This is a genomic window from Paraburkholderia sp. CI2 (assembly GCF_014201055.1).
GTDB lineage: Bacteria > Pseudomonadota > Gammaproteobacteria > Burkholderiales > Burkholderiaceae > Paraburkholderia > Paraburkholderia tuberum.
This window is the reverse complement of the sequence record NZ_JACHDL010000006.1, coordinates 71,327-85,504: the sequence shown is the minus strand read 5'-3', so window position 1 is coordinate 85,504 and position 14,178 is coordinate 71,327. Positions and strand designations below refer to the sequence as shown.

Here is a 14,178-nt window from a genome sequence, read left to right as displayed (position 1 = left end):
TGGCCGGGAGCGCTATTTTAGCGTCTTTTGCACACACCACGGGCATTTGGGCGCACCCCGGACGCTATAATCCAGCGCACGCATAAATCAAATCCGGATGCGCCAGCGGGTGGTCTCGCAAGCTGGCGCCGACCTGGCCTTTTTGACGGCGTTTCCTGCGCCCGCACCCTTCGCCCGATGCTCGCTCGACTGTCCGACACCGATCGCCGCGCTTTTCGTGAAGGCGCGCGCGCCTACGCCCCCACGCTGATGGCGATTTTTTCCTGGGGCCTCGTGACCGGCATCGCGATGAGCAAGTCCGTGCTGACGCTGCCGCAGGCGCTCACGATGTCGCTGCTGTGCTACGCCGGATCGTCGCAGCTGGCGGTGTTGCCGCTCCTCGCGGCGAAGCTGCCGGTGTGGACCGTGTTGCTGACCGCGGCGATGGTCAACACCCGCTTCGTGATCTTCAGCGCCGGCCTCGCGCCGCACTTCCCGTATCTGTCGATGTGGCGGCGCATCGTGCTGGGCTATTTCAACGGCGACGTGATCTATCTGCTATTCGTCAAGAAGAGCTTTCCGACCGGCTACGTGCCGGGCAAGGAGGCGTACTTCTGGGGCATGGCGGTATCGAGCTGGCTGTCGTGGCAGGTGTCGTCGATCATCGGCATCCTGCTCGCGAGCCTGATTCCGGACAATTGGGGGCTCGCGCTGGCCGGCACGCTCGCGCTGCTGCCGGTGATGGTGTCGGCGATCGCCACCCGCTCGACGCTGGTCGCGGTCAGCGTGGCCGGCATCGTGTCGCTGCTCGCGCTCGATCTGCCGTACCGGCTGGCGTTGCCGCTCGCGGTGATCGCGGCGATCGCGGCCGGTAGTGCGGCCGATCTGATGATCGAGCGCGCCGACCTGCGCCGCATTCGTGGCGTGAACGATCGCGCCGGAGACTCCCGATGACCTCCACGCAAATCTGGCTCGCCATTTTCGGCATGACCTTCGTCACCGCGCTCACGCGCGCGATGTTCCTGATCGGCGGCGAGCGCACGGTACTGCCGGCGCGCGTGCAGAAGATGCTGCGCTACGCGCCGGCCGCCGCGCTCGCCGCGGTGGTGGTGCCCGACGTGCTGACGACGTCCGATGGGCTGTCGTTCGCGCCTTCCAACCATGAGCTTTACGCGACGCTCGCCGGCCTCGGCTGGTTTTTGTGGCGGCGCACCATGCTCGGCACGATCGTGACCGGAATGGTCGTGTTCACGCTGATGCGCGTCTTCCTGTGAGGGCCGGGCCCGGGGTGCGGCGATGAATGCTACGTCGCGGCATCTGCGGCCTTGCGATCAAATGCGCGAGATTCGCCGCGTCGCGGATCAGAAGGCCGTTGGGATCAGTTAAAATGCTTTTTCCGGGTTGAGCGCGCCGCAGCCAGGCGCCTGGTGCCGCGGCCGGCCGCAGGCGCCCGATCCCGCGGAGCCGTTGGGCCGAAGCGCTGGAGTTCGCTGCGCCTCGTCCCCGCGCGCTGTCCGTCACCGCCTTCTCATCAACTCGCATACTCAAGCCCATGAACAAGGTATTGCGTCTCTCCGACCTGATCGCCGAAGGCAAGCTGTCCGGCAAACGCGTGTTCATCCGCGCCGATCTGAACGTGCCGCAGGACGATCAAGGCAACATCACCGAAGACACCCGCATCCGCGCTTCCGTGCCGGCCATCAAGGCCGCGCTCGACGCCGGCGCCGCGGTGATGGTCACCTCGCACCTTGGCCGTCCGACCGAAGGCGACTTCAAGCCGGAAGATTCGCTCGCACCAGTGGCGAAGCGTCTCGCGGAGCTGCTCGGCCGCGACGTGCCGCTCGTCGCGAATTGGGTCGAAAAGGGCGTGAACGTCGCGCCGGGCTCGGTCGTGCTGCTCGAAAACTGCCGCGTCAACAAGGGCGAAAAGAAAGATTCCGACGAGCTCGCGCAGAAAATGGCCAAGCTCTGCGATATCTACGTGAACGACGCGTTCGGCACCGCCCACCGCGCCGAAGCGACTACGCACGGCATCGCGAAGTACGCGCCGGTTGCCTGCGCGGGTCCGCTGCTCGCCGCTGAGCTCGAAGCGCTCGGCAAGGCGCTAGGCGCACCGAAGCGTCCGCTCGTGGCGATCGTCGCGGGCTCCAAGGTGTCGACCAAGCTGACCATCCTGAAGTCGCTCGCGAAGAAGGTCGACCAGCTGATCGTCGGCGGCGGCATCGCCAATACGTTCATGCTCGCGGCCGGCCTGAAGATCGGCAAGTCGCTCGCCGAAGCCGATCTGGTCGACGAAGCGAAGGCGATCATCGACGCGGCCAAGGCCCGCGGCGCCTCGGTGCCGATCCCGACCGACGTCGTCACGGCCAAGGAGTTCTCGCCGACCGCGAAGGCAGAAGTAAAGGCCGTCGCCGATGTGCAGGACGACGACATGATCCTCGACATCGGCCCGGAAACGGCCAAGGTGCTCGCCGCGCAACTCGAGAAGGCCGGCACGATCGTGTGGAACGGCCCGGTCGGCGTGTTCGAGTTCGACCAGTTCGGCAACGGCACGAAGACGCTCGCGGACGCGATCGCGCGCTCGGCGGCGTTCTCGATCGCAGGCGGCGGCGATACGCTCGCGGCAATCGCCAAGTACGGCATCCACGACCAGGTGAGCTACATTTCGACGGGCGGCGGCGCATTCCTCGAGTTCCTCGAGGGCAAGAAGCTGCCGGCGGTAGAAGTTCTGGAATCGCGGGCTTAACGTGGCGACGCGCTCCCCAGCGGCGAAGTCGACCAAGGCGCGTGGCGTGAAAGCGCCGCGCGGTAACGCGGCAACGCCGGCAGGGGAGCGCGCGACACGCGCGGCCGCTGCGTCGGCAGCGGCCGGACAGGACGAGGCTGCCGAAGCGCCGATAGCGCCCGCGGGACCGGTTGCAGCGCATGCTCCGACCGGCGACGCGGAGCAGCCCCCAACGGCACAGGTCGAAGCTGCTCAACACGATTCGGCCCGGCCGGAACAGCCTTCCGGCAAGCAGGGCAGCAAATCTCCGGCGCGCGAGGCGCCGCTCTCGAATATCGCATCACCCGCATCACTCCACAAAGCGACACCGGCCACAACCGGCGCGCGACCCCAGCCAGCATCTTTCGATGCGCGAACTCCGCAGCAGCCCCGCAGCGCTCTTACCAGCGATCCTATCCAGACGAGGAGACTCATGCATCGCGCCACCAAGATTGTCGCTACTATCGGTCCGGCTTCCAGCACGCCGGAAATCCTGCTGCAAATGATTCAGGCGGGATTGGACGTGGTGCGGCTCAATTTCTCACACGGCACCGCGGACGACCATCGCCAGCGCGCCGAATTCGTGCGCGAGGCGGCCCGTCAGGCCGGCCGCGAAGTCGCCATCATGGCTGACCTGCAAGGCCCGAAGATCCGCGTCGGCAAATTCGAGAACGGCCGCACGACGCTCGTCACCGGCAATCCGTTCGTCCTCGATGCCGACTGCGAGCTCGGCAACGACGAGCGCGTCGGCCTCGACTACAAGGATCTGCCGCGCGACCTGAAGCCGGGCGACGTACTGCTGCTCAACGACGGCCTGATCGTGCTGAACGTGCAGCGCCTGATCGGCAACGAGATCCACACGGTCGTGAAGATCGGCGGCGAGCTGTCGAACAACAAGGGCATCAACCGCCAGGGCGGCGGTCTGTCGGCGCCCGCGCTGACCGCCAAAGACATGGAGGACATCCGCACGGCGATGTCGCTCGGCGTCGATTTCGTCGCGGTGTCGTTCCCGAAAAACGCGACCGACATGGAAATGGCCCGCCAGCTCGCGAACATCGCCGGCGCGCCGTACGGCATCAAGCCGAAAATGATCGCGAAGATCGAGCGCGCGGAAGCGATTCCGGCGCTGCAAGGCATCCTCGACGCGTCGGACGGCATCATGGTCGCGCGTGGCGATCTGGCCGTGGAAGTGGGCAATGCCGCGGTGCCGGCGCTGCAAAAGCGCATGATCCGGATGGCGCGCGAATCGAACAAGTTCGTGATCACCGCGACGCAGATGATGGAGTCGATGATCCACGCGCCGGTGCCGACCCGCGCGGAAGTGTCGGACGTCGCCAACGCGGTGCTCGACGGCACGGACGCGGTGATGCTGTCGGCGGAATCGGCGGCGGGCAAGTACCCGGTGCAGACCATCGAGACGATGGCCGCGATTTGCGTCGAAGCGGAAAAGTCCGAGCAGTCGGAGCTCGACAAGGACTTCCTCGACCGCACGTTCACGCGGATCGACCAGTCGATCGCGATGGGCGCGCTGTTCACCGCCTATCACCTGGGCGCCAAGGCCATCGTCGCGCTGACCGAATCGGGCTCGACCGCGCTGTGGATGTCGCGTCACTGGACCCACGTGCCGATCTTCGCGCTGACGCCGCGCGTCGGCAGCGAACGGGCGATGGCGCTGTACCGCAACGTGACGTCGCTGCATCTGGACACCAACACCGACCGCGACACGGCGCTGCAGCAGGCGCTCGAAACAGTGGTCGGCAAGGGCTACGCGTCGCACGGCGACATGGTCGTGCTGACGGTCGGCGAGCCGATGGGTCAGGCGGGCGGCACCAACACGTTGAAGATCGTGCGGGTCGGTGAACCGTACTGATCAGGCAGGACTGCTCGATCGGCACAGGCTCGATTGAGCGAAGCAGGGCGGCGAAACCCGCACGGTCCATGTGCGACGGCGCACCAAAGTGCCGGTGTCATCGCGGGAACGCCCCCTGCTTCGCGATAAAATCGCCGCAAAAGATGCCGACGGCAAAAGAATTCGTTTCAATCTAAGGAGTTTCAGCATGCCTCTCGTATCAATGCGTCAACTGCTGGACCATGCTGCGGAAAACGGCTATGGCCTTCCGGCATTCAACGTGAACAATCTGGAGCAGGTGCAGGCGATCATGGCCGCGGCCGACAAGGTCAACGCCCCAGTCATCATGCAGGCGTCGGCCGGTGCGCGTAAGTACGCGGGCGAGCCGTTCCTGCGTCATCTGATCGAAGCGGCGGTCGAGTCGTATCCGCACATTCCGGTCGTGATGCACCAGGACCACGGTCAGTCGCCGGCGGTGTGCATGGCGGCGATTCGCAGCGGCTTCACCAGCGTGATGATGGACGGTTCGCTCGAAGCCGACGGCAAGACGGTCGCATCGTACGAGTACAACGTCGAAGTGTCGCGCAAGGTCGTTGAGGCGGCGCACTCGATCGGCGTCACCGTGGAAGCGGAGCTGGGCGTGCTCGGTTCGCTCGAAACGATGAAGGGCGACAAGGAAGACGGCCACGGCGCCGAAGGCACGATGACGCGTGAACAACTGCTGACCGATCCGGAGCAGGCGGCCGACTTCGTCAAGCTGACCCAGTGCGACGCGCTGGCCATCGCGATCGGCACCTCGCACGGCGCCTACAAGTTCAGCAAGAAGCCGACGGGCGATATTCTCTCGATCCAGCGCATCAAGGAAATCCATCAGCGCATTCCGAACACGCACCTCGTGATGCACGGCTCGTCGTCGGTGCCGCAGGAGCTGCTCGCAGAAATCCGCGAATTCGGCGGCGACATGAAGGAAACCTACGGCGTGCCGGTCGAAGAAATCCAGGAAGGCATCCGTCACGGCGTGCGCAAGGTCAACATCGATACCGACCTGCGTCTGGCGATCACGGGCGCGATCCGTCGCTACATGGCGACCAACCCGGGCAAGTTCGATCCGCGCGATTACCTGAAGCCGGCGCGCGAAGCGGCGATGAAGATCTGTATCGACCGTTACACACAATTCGGCTGCGAAGGCCAGGCTGGCAAGATCAAGCCGGTTTCGCTTGATAAAATTGCGCAGAAGTACAAGTCGGGCGAGCTCGCGCAAGTCGTCCGTTAAGCTGTAGTTTTGGCTCCGCGCCTGGCCGTTTGGCCAGGTTGTCGTCCGATCGCCGTTCCCGCATCATCGGGGGAACGGCGTTTCCCTTTTGTTCCGGTCACATTTTTTGCACCACTTTTAGCGAACCACGACGATGTCTACCCTCTACGAATCCACGCTCCGCTCGCTGCCGCTGCTCGGCCGCGGCAAAGTCCGCGACAACTATGCGGTGGGCAACGACCAGTTGCTGATCGTCACGACCGACCGTCTGTCGGCGTTCGACGTGATCATGGGCGAGCCGATTCCGAACAAGGGTCGCGTGCTCAACGCGATGGCGAACTTCTGGTTCGAGAAACTGAAGCACGTGGTGCCGAACCACCTGACGGGCGTCGCGCCGGAGTCGGTGGTCGCGCCGGACGAAGTCGAGCAGGTCAAGGGGCGCGCGGTGGTCGTCAAGCGTCTCGAGCCGATCCTCGTCGAAGCGGTGGTGCGCGGCTATCTGGCCGGCAGTGGCTGGAAAGATTACCAGGCCACCGGTTCGGTGTGCGGCGTGCAACTGCCGCCGGGTCTGCAGAACGCGCAGAAGCTGCCCGAGCCGATCTTCACGCCGGCCGCCAAGGCCGAGATGGGCCACCACGACGAAAACATCACCTACGACGAGATGGAGCGCCGCATCGGCACCGAACTGTCGGCCACGATCCGCGACATTTCGATCCGTCTGTATAAGGAAGCCGCTGATTACGCGGCCACGCGCGGCATCATCATTGCGGACACGAAGTTCGAATTCGGTCTGGACAACCACGGCAAGCTGTACCTGATGGACGAGGCGCTGACCGCCGATTCGTCGCGCTTCTGGCCGGCGGACCAGTACCAGGTCGGCACGAACCCGCCGTCGTTCGACAAGCAGTTCGTGCGCGACTGGCTCGAAACCCAGCCGTGGAAGAAAGAGCCGCCGGCGCCGAAGCTGCCGGACGACGTGGTCGCGAAAACGGGCGAGAAGTACCAGGAAGCGCTCGAGCGCCTGACCGGCCACAAGCTCGACTGATCTGATCGCGCGCGCCGTGTCAGGCGCGCATCGCCGGGAAACAAGGAAGCCGTAAGATGAGTGAAGCACAAACCGCCCATACGCATGATGCGCCGGTCGTCGGCGTATTGATGGGCTCCAGTTCCGACTGGGAAGTGATGAAAAACGCCGTCGCGATTCTGCAGGAATTCGGCGTGCCGTACGAAGCGAAGGTCGTGTCCGCGCACCGCATGCCCGACGAAATGTTCGCCTATGCTGAAAGCGCGCGCGAGCGCGGCATTCGCGCGATCATCGCGGGTGCGGGCGGCGCCGCGCATCTGCCGGGCATGCTGGCCGCGAAGACCACGGTGCCGGTGCTCGGCGTGCCGGTCGCGAGCAAGTATCTGAAGGGCGTCGATTCGCTGCATTCGATCGTGCAGATGCCCAAGGGTGTGCCGGTCGCGACGTTTGCGATCGGCGAGGCGGGTGCCGCGAACGCGGCGCTGTTTGCGGTGTCCCTGCTCTCCGGCACCAGCGCCGAATACGCGGACAAGCTCGCTGCATTCCGTGTGCGCCAGAACGAAGCGGCTCACGCGATGGTATTGCCGGCGCTGTAAGCGCGCTGGTTGTTTTATAAGACGTCTCCTGTCCGACCCCCGGCCGGATGCCCGCCGCTCGCTGTGCGAGCGCGACGCGTATCCGGCCGCGACCGACCACCAAGATGAACCCTGACAACACACCGGTTTCACCGATTCTGCCCGGCGCATGGCTTGGCATGGTCGGTGGCGGCCAGCTCGGCCGCATGTTCTGTTTTGCCGCCCAGGCGATGGGCTATCGCGTCGCCGTGCTCGATCCGGACGAAACCAGCCCGGCCGGCGCGGTCGCCGACCGCCACCTGCGCGCGGCCTACGGCGACGAAGCGGCGCTGACCGAACTCGCGCGGTTGTGCGCGGCGGTGTCGACCGAATTCGAGAACGTGCCGTCCGCGAGCCTCGACTTTCTCGGCAAGTCCACCTTCGTGAGCCCGGCGGGGCGTTGCGTCGCCGTCGCGCAGGACCGGATCGCCGAGAAGCGCTTTATCGCGTCGTCGGGTGTTACGGTTGCACCGCACGTCGTGATCGAGTCGTCGGATGCGCTTGCGGCGCTGGGCGATGGCGAGCTCGAAGCGGTGCTGCCCGGCATCCTGAAAACGGCGCGCATGGGTTACGACGGCAAAGGCCAGATTCGCGTGCGCAACGCCGAGGAAGTGCGCGAGGCGCATGCGTCGCTCGGCGGCGTACCGTGTGTGCTCGAGAAGCGCCTGCCGCTGAAGTTCGAGGTGTCGGCGCTGATCGCGCGCGCGGCGAGCGGGGCGTCGGTGGTCTATCCGCTCGCGCAGAACACCCATCGCGACGGCGTGCTGTCGCACACCATCGTCCCCGCGCCGGACGCGTCGCCGGCGCTCGTGCAGCAGGCTCAACAGGCCGCGCTGCAGATCGCCGAGAAGCTCGGCTACGTCGGCGTGCTGTGCGTCGAATTCTTCATTCTCGAAGACGGCTCGCTGGTCGCCAACGAAATGGCGCCGCGCCCGCATAACTCCGGCCACTACACGGTCGACGCGTGCGCGACGAGCCAGTTCGAGCAGCAGGTGCGCGCGATGACCGGCATGCCGCTCGGCGACACGCGCCAGCATTCGCCGGCGGTGATGCTGAACATCCTCGGCGACGTGTGGTTTCCGGACGGTCCGAAGCGCGCGGCGGTCACGCCGCCGTGGCAGGAAGTCGCCGCGATGCCGTCAGCGCGCCTGCATCTGTACGGCAAGGAAGAGGCGCGTTGCGGCCGCAAGATGGGCCACGTGAACTTCACCGCGCCGACGCTCGAAGAAGCCCGCACCGCGGCGCGCGATTGCGCGCGGCTGCTGCACATCGCCACCAGCTGACGCGCGCGCCATGCCGGATCAACAGAAACCCGCCGAGGACGCTACCAACGCGTTGCCGGTCAGCGCCGCGCAGATCGAGCACGCGGCGGCCTTGCTCGACGCGGGGGGGCTGGTCGCGTTTCCGACGGAAACCGTGTACGGCCTCGGCGGCGATGCCGAGAACCCGGACGCGGTCGCGCGCATTTACGCGGCGAAGGGGCGGCCGGCCAATCATCCGGTGATCGTGCATCTCGCGCCGCATGGCGATCCGAACTACTGGGTCGAGCATTTGCCGGCGGATGCGCAGCGCCTGATCGACGCGTTCTGGCCGGGACCGCTCACGCTGATCCTCAAGCGCGCTGCGCGCATTCCGGCAGCGGTCAGCGGCGGGCAGGACTCGGTGGGACTGCGCTGCCCGTCGCATCCGGTTGCGCAGGCGTTGCTCGATGCATTCAGCGCGTTGCGCGGCGGGCATGGCGGCGTCGCCGCGCCGTCGGCGAACCGCTTCGGGCATGTGAGCCCGACCACGGCGCAGCATGTGCGCGACGAGTTCGGCAGCGCGATTCATGTGCTCGATGGCGGCGCGTCGGATGTCGGTATCGAGTCGACGATTCTCGATCTGTCGCGCGGCTTTCCGGCGCTGCTGAGGCCCGGTCGCGTGACGCCGCAGGATATCGCCGACGTGCTCGGCGAGGCGCCGCGTCTGCCCGACGGGTCGGACGCGACCGCGCCGCGCGCGTCGGGCACGTTGAAAGCGCATTACGCGCCGCGCACGCCGCTCGTGCTGCTGCCATTCGGCGAGCTCGAGCCGCTTCTCGCGGTGCGCGAGCCGGGCGAGCGCGTCGCGCTGGTCGCGCGCGCGTCGCGTGCGGGACAGTGGGCCGATGTCGACGGCGTGCATTTCGTCGCCGCGCCGGAAGATCCGCACGTCTATGCACGCGAGCTCTATGGCTTGCTGCGCGCGCTCGATCGCGCGAACGTCACGCGGATTCTGATCGAGAAGCTGCCCGATACGATCGAATGGATCGCGCTCAACGATCGGCTCGGGCGCGCGGCGGCGGCATTCGAAGCGCAGCACTGACGCAATCGGATCGCTGCGCTGCATGGCGTGGCCACCGGACAAGGCAAAGGCCCGGCTCGTTCAACGAGCCGGGCCTTTTGCCATCTAGCCAGCCTTAGCGACGCCGGTTAGCTGTCATGTCAATACCGCTAACCCCACGGCCACCGCCGCGTTACTTGCCAAGCCCGCTAGCAGCGATCTGCGTCTCGACCTGCTGTGCGAACAGCGCCTGCAGGTGCGTGGTCGGATGCACGAGGTCGGCGAACATGTAGGTCTGGTCCGCGCCGGCCACCGTGTAGGTTTGCGGCGAGCAGAACAGCGACGACGCAAGCGCGCTGCCGAAGTCCGCCGCCGTCTGGCCGGATGCGAGCACGCTCGGATTGTTCGTCGCGTACGTGGTCGCGCTTTGGGCCATCGACGCCAGGTTACACGCGGTGCCCGCATTCGACACCGTGAAACCGAGCGACTGATAGTTCTGCAACGTCTGGTCGATCCACGCGAATGCGCTCACGTAGATGACCTGCTTGGTCGACGCGAGGCCTTGCTGCAGCACGCCGTTGTAGGTCTTGACGAGCGCGTTGATGAGCGCCTGGCCTTGCGCGCCCGCGGCGAGACCTTGCGGCGTCTGCGCGATGTCCGGCACGTCCGACACCACCACGTGCGTCGCGCCCGACGCGACGACCTTCTGCACCGTGCCGACGAACGTGGTCGCCGCGGTGGTGATGTCCTGCAGCGCGGCCAGCGTGGCCGTCTGCGACGCGGCGGCTGCCGCCGTCTGCGCGTCGGCCGGGGTACCGCCGTTCAGGAGCGCCTGCGTCGCCGCTGCCGTACCGGCAGCCGAGACCGCTTGGACCGCGACGAAGATGTCGTTCGCGCCGCCGTTCATCAGCACGAGCTGGTTCGAATTGAAGCTGTTATTGTGCCCGGCCAGATACTCGGCGACCTGCGTCGTGACCGGCACCGTCGTCGCGGCCATGTTGTTCGGCGCGTAGCCTTCGCCCGGCTGCAGATCGACACGCGAGCCGCCCTGCGCGTAACCGAGGCCGCCCGTCGCGGTGAGCGGCATGCCGAAGCCGCCGACGTACGCGGCGGTGAGCGTGCCGCCGTAGTACTCGGCGACCTTCTGCGTCCAGACCTCACCCGGATTCGTCGTGAAGCGGCCGCCGCCCGTGCCGACGTTCGCCTGGACCGTCGGCATGTATGTGCCGACATCCGACAGGCTGTCGCCGAATGACACGACCTGCAGCGTGACGCCCCCCGGCGGCGTGTTGCTGCTGCTCGAACTATTGTTGTCGCTGCCACCGCCGCATGCCGCGAGCGCGGCGAACGCTGCGCTCGCCACTGCGATCTGCGTGACGCGCAACCATTGCTGTTTCTTCGAAGCGGTTTGATTCATGTTGACTGCATCTCCTCGTATGTGTGGCCCTTGATGCCATGTGTTGCAGGCGGCGTCCACCGCGTTGGCGGCGTGACGACAGCTTACAGAATCTTCTACGGCCGGCGCGATGTCCGAAGCGCGACCGTATGGTTTGAGTTCAAGCCGGCTCCCTTCGCGCGCTGCGCATGATAAGCGGCGGCCCAGGCGGGCGGCGCGAACAGCGCACGCCATTTGTTGCGCCAGCCGCGCACGCTCGCGAAGTCGGCGGCCATCGATGCCCATTCGCGAAACGTCGCCTTCAGCGGGTTGTACGTGTGCAGCGGCTCGACGATGCCGTACCGCGGCGCCTCGTGCGGATCTTCTTCGACGTAGCTGCCGAGCAGGCGATCCCAGATCACCAGTACACCTGCGTAATTGCGATCGATGTAGCGATCGTTGCACGCATGATGCACGCGATGGATCGACGGCGTATTGAACACGTATTCGAGCCAGCCGAGCTTGCCGATCGCCTGCGTGTGCACGAAGAACTGGAAGCCGAGATTGACCAGCACGATCGCGACAATCTGCTTCGGAGCAAAGCCAGGAATGGCGAGCGGAATCCAGAACACCCACATGCCGGCGATCGGGTACATCAGGCTCTGGCGGAACGCGGTCGAAAAATTCATCCGCTCCGACGAGTGATGCGCGACGTGCGCGGCCCACAGCCAGCGCACGCGATGACTGCAGCGATGAAAGACGTAATAGAGCAGGTCCTGCGCGACGAACAGCACGACGAACGACAGCCATGTCGCCGGCCATGTATGAAAGCGGTAATGCTCGTAGAAAAACGCGTAGACAGGGATGATCGCGAGCCACGCGAGCTTGTCGGCGGCCTGCTGCAGCAGCGCGAGCGCGGCGTTGCACAGCGTGTCGCGCCAGCTGTAGAGCCGCTCGGCCGGGCGCGTGCGGCTCACGTGCCACGCCTCCCAGCCGATGCAGGCAAGAAAGACGGGCGCCATGGCGAGCAGCAGCAATTCGGCATCGAATTGCATCTTGTCTCCCTTCCTGGTCCCTGACCGCCGCGCGGTACGCGGCGGGTGGTGTCGTTATCGTTCGTGAGGTCGCGCGGTCTGCACGACCGGCGCCCTGCGCGGCAAGCCCGTGATGTCGCGCGCCGCATGCTGCCCGACAGCGTACACGGTTAGGAGCTTGCCGCGCGCGGCATCGCTAGAAGGAATACTCAGTGGCTGCCGCGCTTGCGCGGGTTTTTCCTGGGCTTCTCGCGCGCTTCCTCGATGGGCGCGGAAACCTTCGTGAAGCCCTGCGACGGGCCTTCGTACACCCATTCGAGCAGCGCGTCGTGCGCGGCGCGCGCCGCTTCCGAATGCGGATCGTTGATCAGGCTGACGACGACATAGCTGTTGCCGTCGGCCGACGCGACGTAGCCGGCGATCGCGCGTACGTCGCGCAGCGTGCCGGTCTTGATGTGCGCGTTGCCGCCCGCGCCCTGGCTGGTCAGGCGGTTGCGCATCGTGCCGTCGACACCGGCGATCGGCAGCGAGTCGACGAACACCTGCGCGACTGGGCTCGCGTTCGCGCGTTGCAGAACATCGGCGAGCGCGAGCGCGGTGATGTGTTCGTCGCGCGACAGGCCCGAGCCGTTATCGAGCGACAGGTATTCGGTGTTCAGGCTGTCGCGCGTCAGGAAAGCTTCGACCGCGTGCGCGGCTTTCGCGGGCGTGGCGGGCGGCCTTTCCTCGGCGGCGCCGATCGTCAGGAACAGGTTGCGCGCCATCGTGTTGTTGCTGAACTTGTTGATGTCGCGAACGATGTCCGACAGCATCGGCCCCTCGTGCCTGGCGACGAGCTTCGCGCCGGCGGGCACCGCGCCTTCGCGGGTCGCGCCCGTGAATGTGCCGCCGGTTTGCTGCCACAGCGCGAGAAAGCCGCGCGCGAAGAACGTCGAGTGATCGAGCACGGCGACGTTGATCGTGCGCGCGTCGCAGCGCACCGGAAAGTCGCCGATGAACGACGCGACGAGCGTGCCGTCAGGCTCCGGCGTGACGGTCGGCGTCGGCAACTCGCCCCGGCATGGGCCGCTCGTCGCACGCAGCTGGTTGTCGATGCGCAGTTGCGCGAGCGCGGGCAGCACGTCGATCGCCACCGTGCCGTCGGGCGACGGCGTCAGCGTGAACGACAGCGATTTGAACGCGTACAGCAGCGGATCGGGGCCGACGTTGTACGGCGCGTTCACGTCGTCGTCGAACGCGGGCAGGTCGCGAGTCGACGGATCGAAGTAGCGCTTGTCGAGCACCAGCGCGCCGTCGATACCGTTGATGCCCGCCTTGTGAATCTTCTGCACGAGGTCGATCAGTTCTTCGGGCACGAGCTTCGGGTCGCCGGTGCCCTGGATGTACAGATTGCCGTGCAGCACGCCGCTCGCGTCGAGCGGGCCGTCCGCGTACGCGCTGGTGCGCCAGCGGTAACCGGGACCGAGGATCGACAGGCCCGAGTAGGTGGTGACGAGCTTCATCGTCGAGGCGGGCATCATCGGCTTGCCGGCGTTCAGCGCGAGGATCGGCGTGCGATCGCCGACCTTTTCGACGACCACGCTGATCGACGACAACGGCACGTGCGCGCGCTGCAGACCGACCATCACCGGCTGCGGCAGTACCGTCGTGACGTTGACGCTCGGATGCGTGGCCTTGACGCGTGCCTCCGCGGTCAGCGGCAGCAGCGTGCCTGCGCCGAGCGCGGCGGCGCAGAGCCAGACGGCTGCGCGCGGCACGACGCGGTTAGGCATGAAGGCTGCGCGATCGAACATACGGCGCGAGTGCAGCGCCATACGGCGTGCGACGGAAGACAGAAAAGCGTGCGTCATGAACGGGTGAACGGGCAAACGGACGAGCAGGATTTCAAGGTCGGCGTGCGAGGGACGATGGAACGGCAAGCTGGGCGCCTTGACGGCGCGGTAGCGCGCCGCGGTCTACCGGCCGTCGCGCGACGCAAAGCGCCCA

Annotated in this window: 12 protein-coding genes; 9 read left to right on the top strand and 3 right to left on the bottom strand. The window is 66.3% G+C overall.

Annotation, left to right across the window (positions count from 1 at the left end; translation table 11 throughout):
• The first annotated feature begins 177 nt into the window (after positions 1-177).
• The 9 genes from HDG32_RS10930 to HDG32_RS10890 all read left to right on the top strand — a co-directional run bounded on the left by HDG32_RS10930 (position 178) and on the right by HDG32_RS10890 (position 9,825).
• A complete protein-coding gene (locus tag HDG32_RS10930; protein WP_184066531.1) occupies positions 178-933 on the top strand; it encodes an AzlC family ABC transporter permease in 756 nt (251 codons plus the stop codon).
• Positions 930-1,253 (top strand): AzlD domain-containing protein, encoded by a 324-nt coding sequence (locus tag HDG32_RS10925; RefSeq protein WP_090801726.1) that lies wholly within the window; start codon positions 930-932, stop codon positions 1,251-1,253. The genes HDG32_RS10930 and HDG32_RS10925 overlap by 4 nt, the downstream gene beginning before the upstream one ends.
• Positions 1,254-1,531: 278 nt before the next feature.
• Positions 1,532-2,725: a phosphoglycerate kinase gene (locus HDG32_RS10920; protein WP_184066529.1), complete on the top strand. Its 1,194-nt coding sequence runs from the start codon at positions 1,532-1,534 to the stop codon at positions 2,723-2,725.
• Between the two features lie 451 nt (positions 2,726-3,176).
• Positions 3,177-4,613, top strand: a complete 1,437-nt coding sequence (gene pyk / locus HDG32_RS10915) for a pyruvate kinase (protein WP_018421702.1) — start codon at positions 3,177-3,179, stop codon at positions 4,611-4,613.
• Between the two features lie 187 nt (positions 4,614-4,800).
• The gene (gene fba, locus HDG32_RS10910) at positions 4,801-5,865 is read left to right on the top strand and encodes a class II fructose-bisphosphate aldolase (RefSeq protein ID WP_184023005.1); all 1,065 of its coding nucleotides are present in this window, start codon (positions 4,801-4,803) and stop codon (positions 5,863-5,865) included.
• Between the two features lie 133 nt (positions 5,866-5,998).
• Entirely contained in the window at positions 5,999-6,889 is an 891-nt protein-coding gene (locus tag HDG32_RS10905) for a phosphoribosylaminoimidazolesuccinocarboxamide synthase (RefSeq protein WP_184006461.1), read from the top strand.
• Between the two features lie 56 nt (positions 6,890-6,945).
• Positions 6,946-7,464, top strand: coding sequence for a 5-(carboxyamino)imidazole ribonucleotide mutase (purE, locus tag HDG32_RS10900; protein ID WP_018421699.1), 519 nt, complete (start codon positions 6,946-6,948; stop codon positions 7,462-7,464).
• Positions 7,465-7,568: 104 nt separating this feature from the next.
• Positions 7,569-8,765 (top strand): 5-(carboxyamino)imidazole ribonucleotide synthase, encoded by a 1,197-nt coding sequence (locus tag HDG32_RS10895; RefSeq protein WP_184066527.1) that lies wholly within the window; start codon positions 7,569-7,571, stop codon positions 8,763-8,765.
• Between the two features lie 10 nt (positions 8,766-8,775).
• Entirely contained in the window at positions 8,776-9,825 is a 1,050-nt protein-coding gene (locus HDG32_RS10890) for an L-threonylcarbamoyladenylate synthase (protein WP_184066525.1), read from the top strand.
• Between the two features lie 151 nt (positions 9,826-9,976).
• Here HDG32_RS10890 and HDG32_RS10885 read toward each other — a convergent pair whose 3' ends face one another.
• The 3 genes from HDG32_RS10885 to dacB form a co-directional block, all read right to left on the bottom strand.
• A complete protein-coding gene (locus HDG32_RS10885; protein ID WP_184066523.1) occupies positions 9,977-11,200 on the bottom strand; it encodes an SGNH/GDSL hydrolase family protein in 1,224 nt (407 codons plus the stop codon).
• 95 nt (positions 11,201-11,295) lie between these two features.
• The gene (locus HDG32_RS10880) at positions 11,296-12,213 is read right to left on the bottom strand and encodes a sterol desaturase family protein (RefSeq protein WP_184066520.1); all 918 of its coding nucleotides are present in this window, start codon (positions 12,211-12,213) and stop codon (positions 11,296-11,298) included.
• Positions 12,214-12,401: 188 nt separating this feature from the next.
• Positions 12,402-13,964, bottom strand: a complete 1,563-nt coding sequence (dacB, locus tag HDG32_RS10875; RefSeq protein WP_409340018.1) for a D-alanyl-D-alanine carboxypeptidase/D-alanyl-D-alanine-endopeptidase — start codon at positions 13,962-13,964, stop codon at positions 12,402-12,404.
• Between the last annotated feature and the right edge of the window lie 214 nt (positions 13,965-14,178).

Coding starts and splice junctions, on each gene's coding strand:
- HDG32_RS10930 (WP_184066531.1), top strand. CDS start 178: ATGCTCGCTCGACTGTCCGACACCGATCGCCGCGCTTTTCGTGAAGGC.
- HDG32_RS10925 (WP_090801726.1), top strand. CDS start 930: ATGACCTCCACGCAAATCTGGCTCGCCATTTTCGGCATGACCTTCGTC.
- HDG32_RS10920 (WP_184066529.1), top strand. CDS start 1,532: ATGAACAAGGTATTGCGTCTCTCCGACCTGATCGCCGAAGGCAAGCTG.
- pyk (WP_018421702.1), top strand. CDS start 3,177: ATGCATCGCGCCACCAAGATTGTCGCTACTATCGGTCCGGCTTCCAGC.
- fba (WP_184023005.1), top strand. CDS start 4,801: ATGCCTCTCGTATCAATGCGTCAACTGCTGGACCATGCTGCGGAAAAC.
- HDG32_RS10905 (WP_184006461.1), top strand. CDS start 5,999: ATGTCTACCCTCTACGAATCCACGCTCCGCTCGCTGCCGCTGCTCGGC.
- purE (WP_018421699.1), top strand. CDS start 6,946: ATGAGTGAAGCACAAACCGCCCATACGCATGATGCGCCGGTCGTCGGC.
- HDG32_RS10895 (WP_184066527.1), top strand. CDS start 7,569: ATGAACCCTGACAACACACCGGTTTCACCGATTCTGCCCGGCGCATGG.
- HDG32_RS10890 (WP_184066525.1), top strand. CDS start 8,776: ATGCCGGATCAACAGAAACCCGCCGAGGACGCTACCAACGCGTTGCCG.
- HDG32_RS10885 (WP_184066523.1), bottom strand. CDS start 11,200: ATGAATCAAACCGCTTCGAAGAAACAGCAATGGTTGCGCGTCACGCAG.
- HDG32_RS10880 (WP_184066520.1), bottom strand. CDS start 12,213: ATGCAATTCGATGCCGAATTGCTGCTGCTCGCCATGGCGCCCGTCTTT.
- dacB (WP_409340018.1), bottom strand. CDS start 13,964: ATGCCTAACCGCGTCGTGCCGCGCGCAGCCGTCTGGCTCTGCGCCGCC.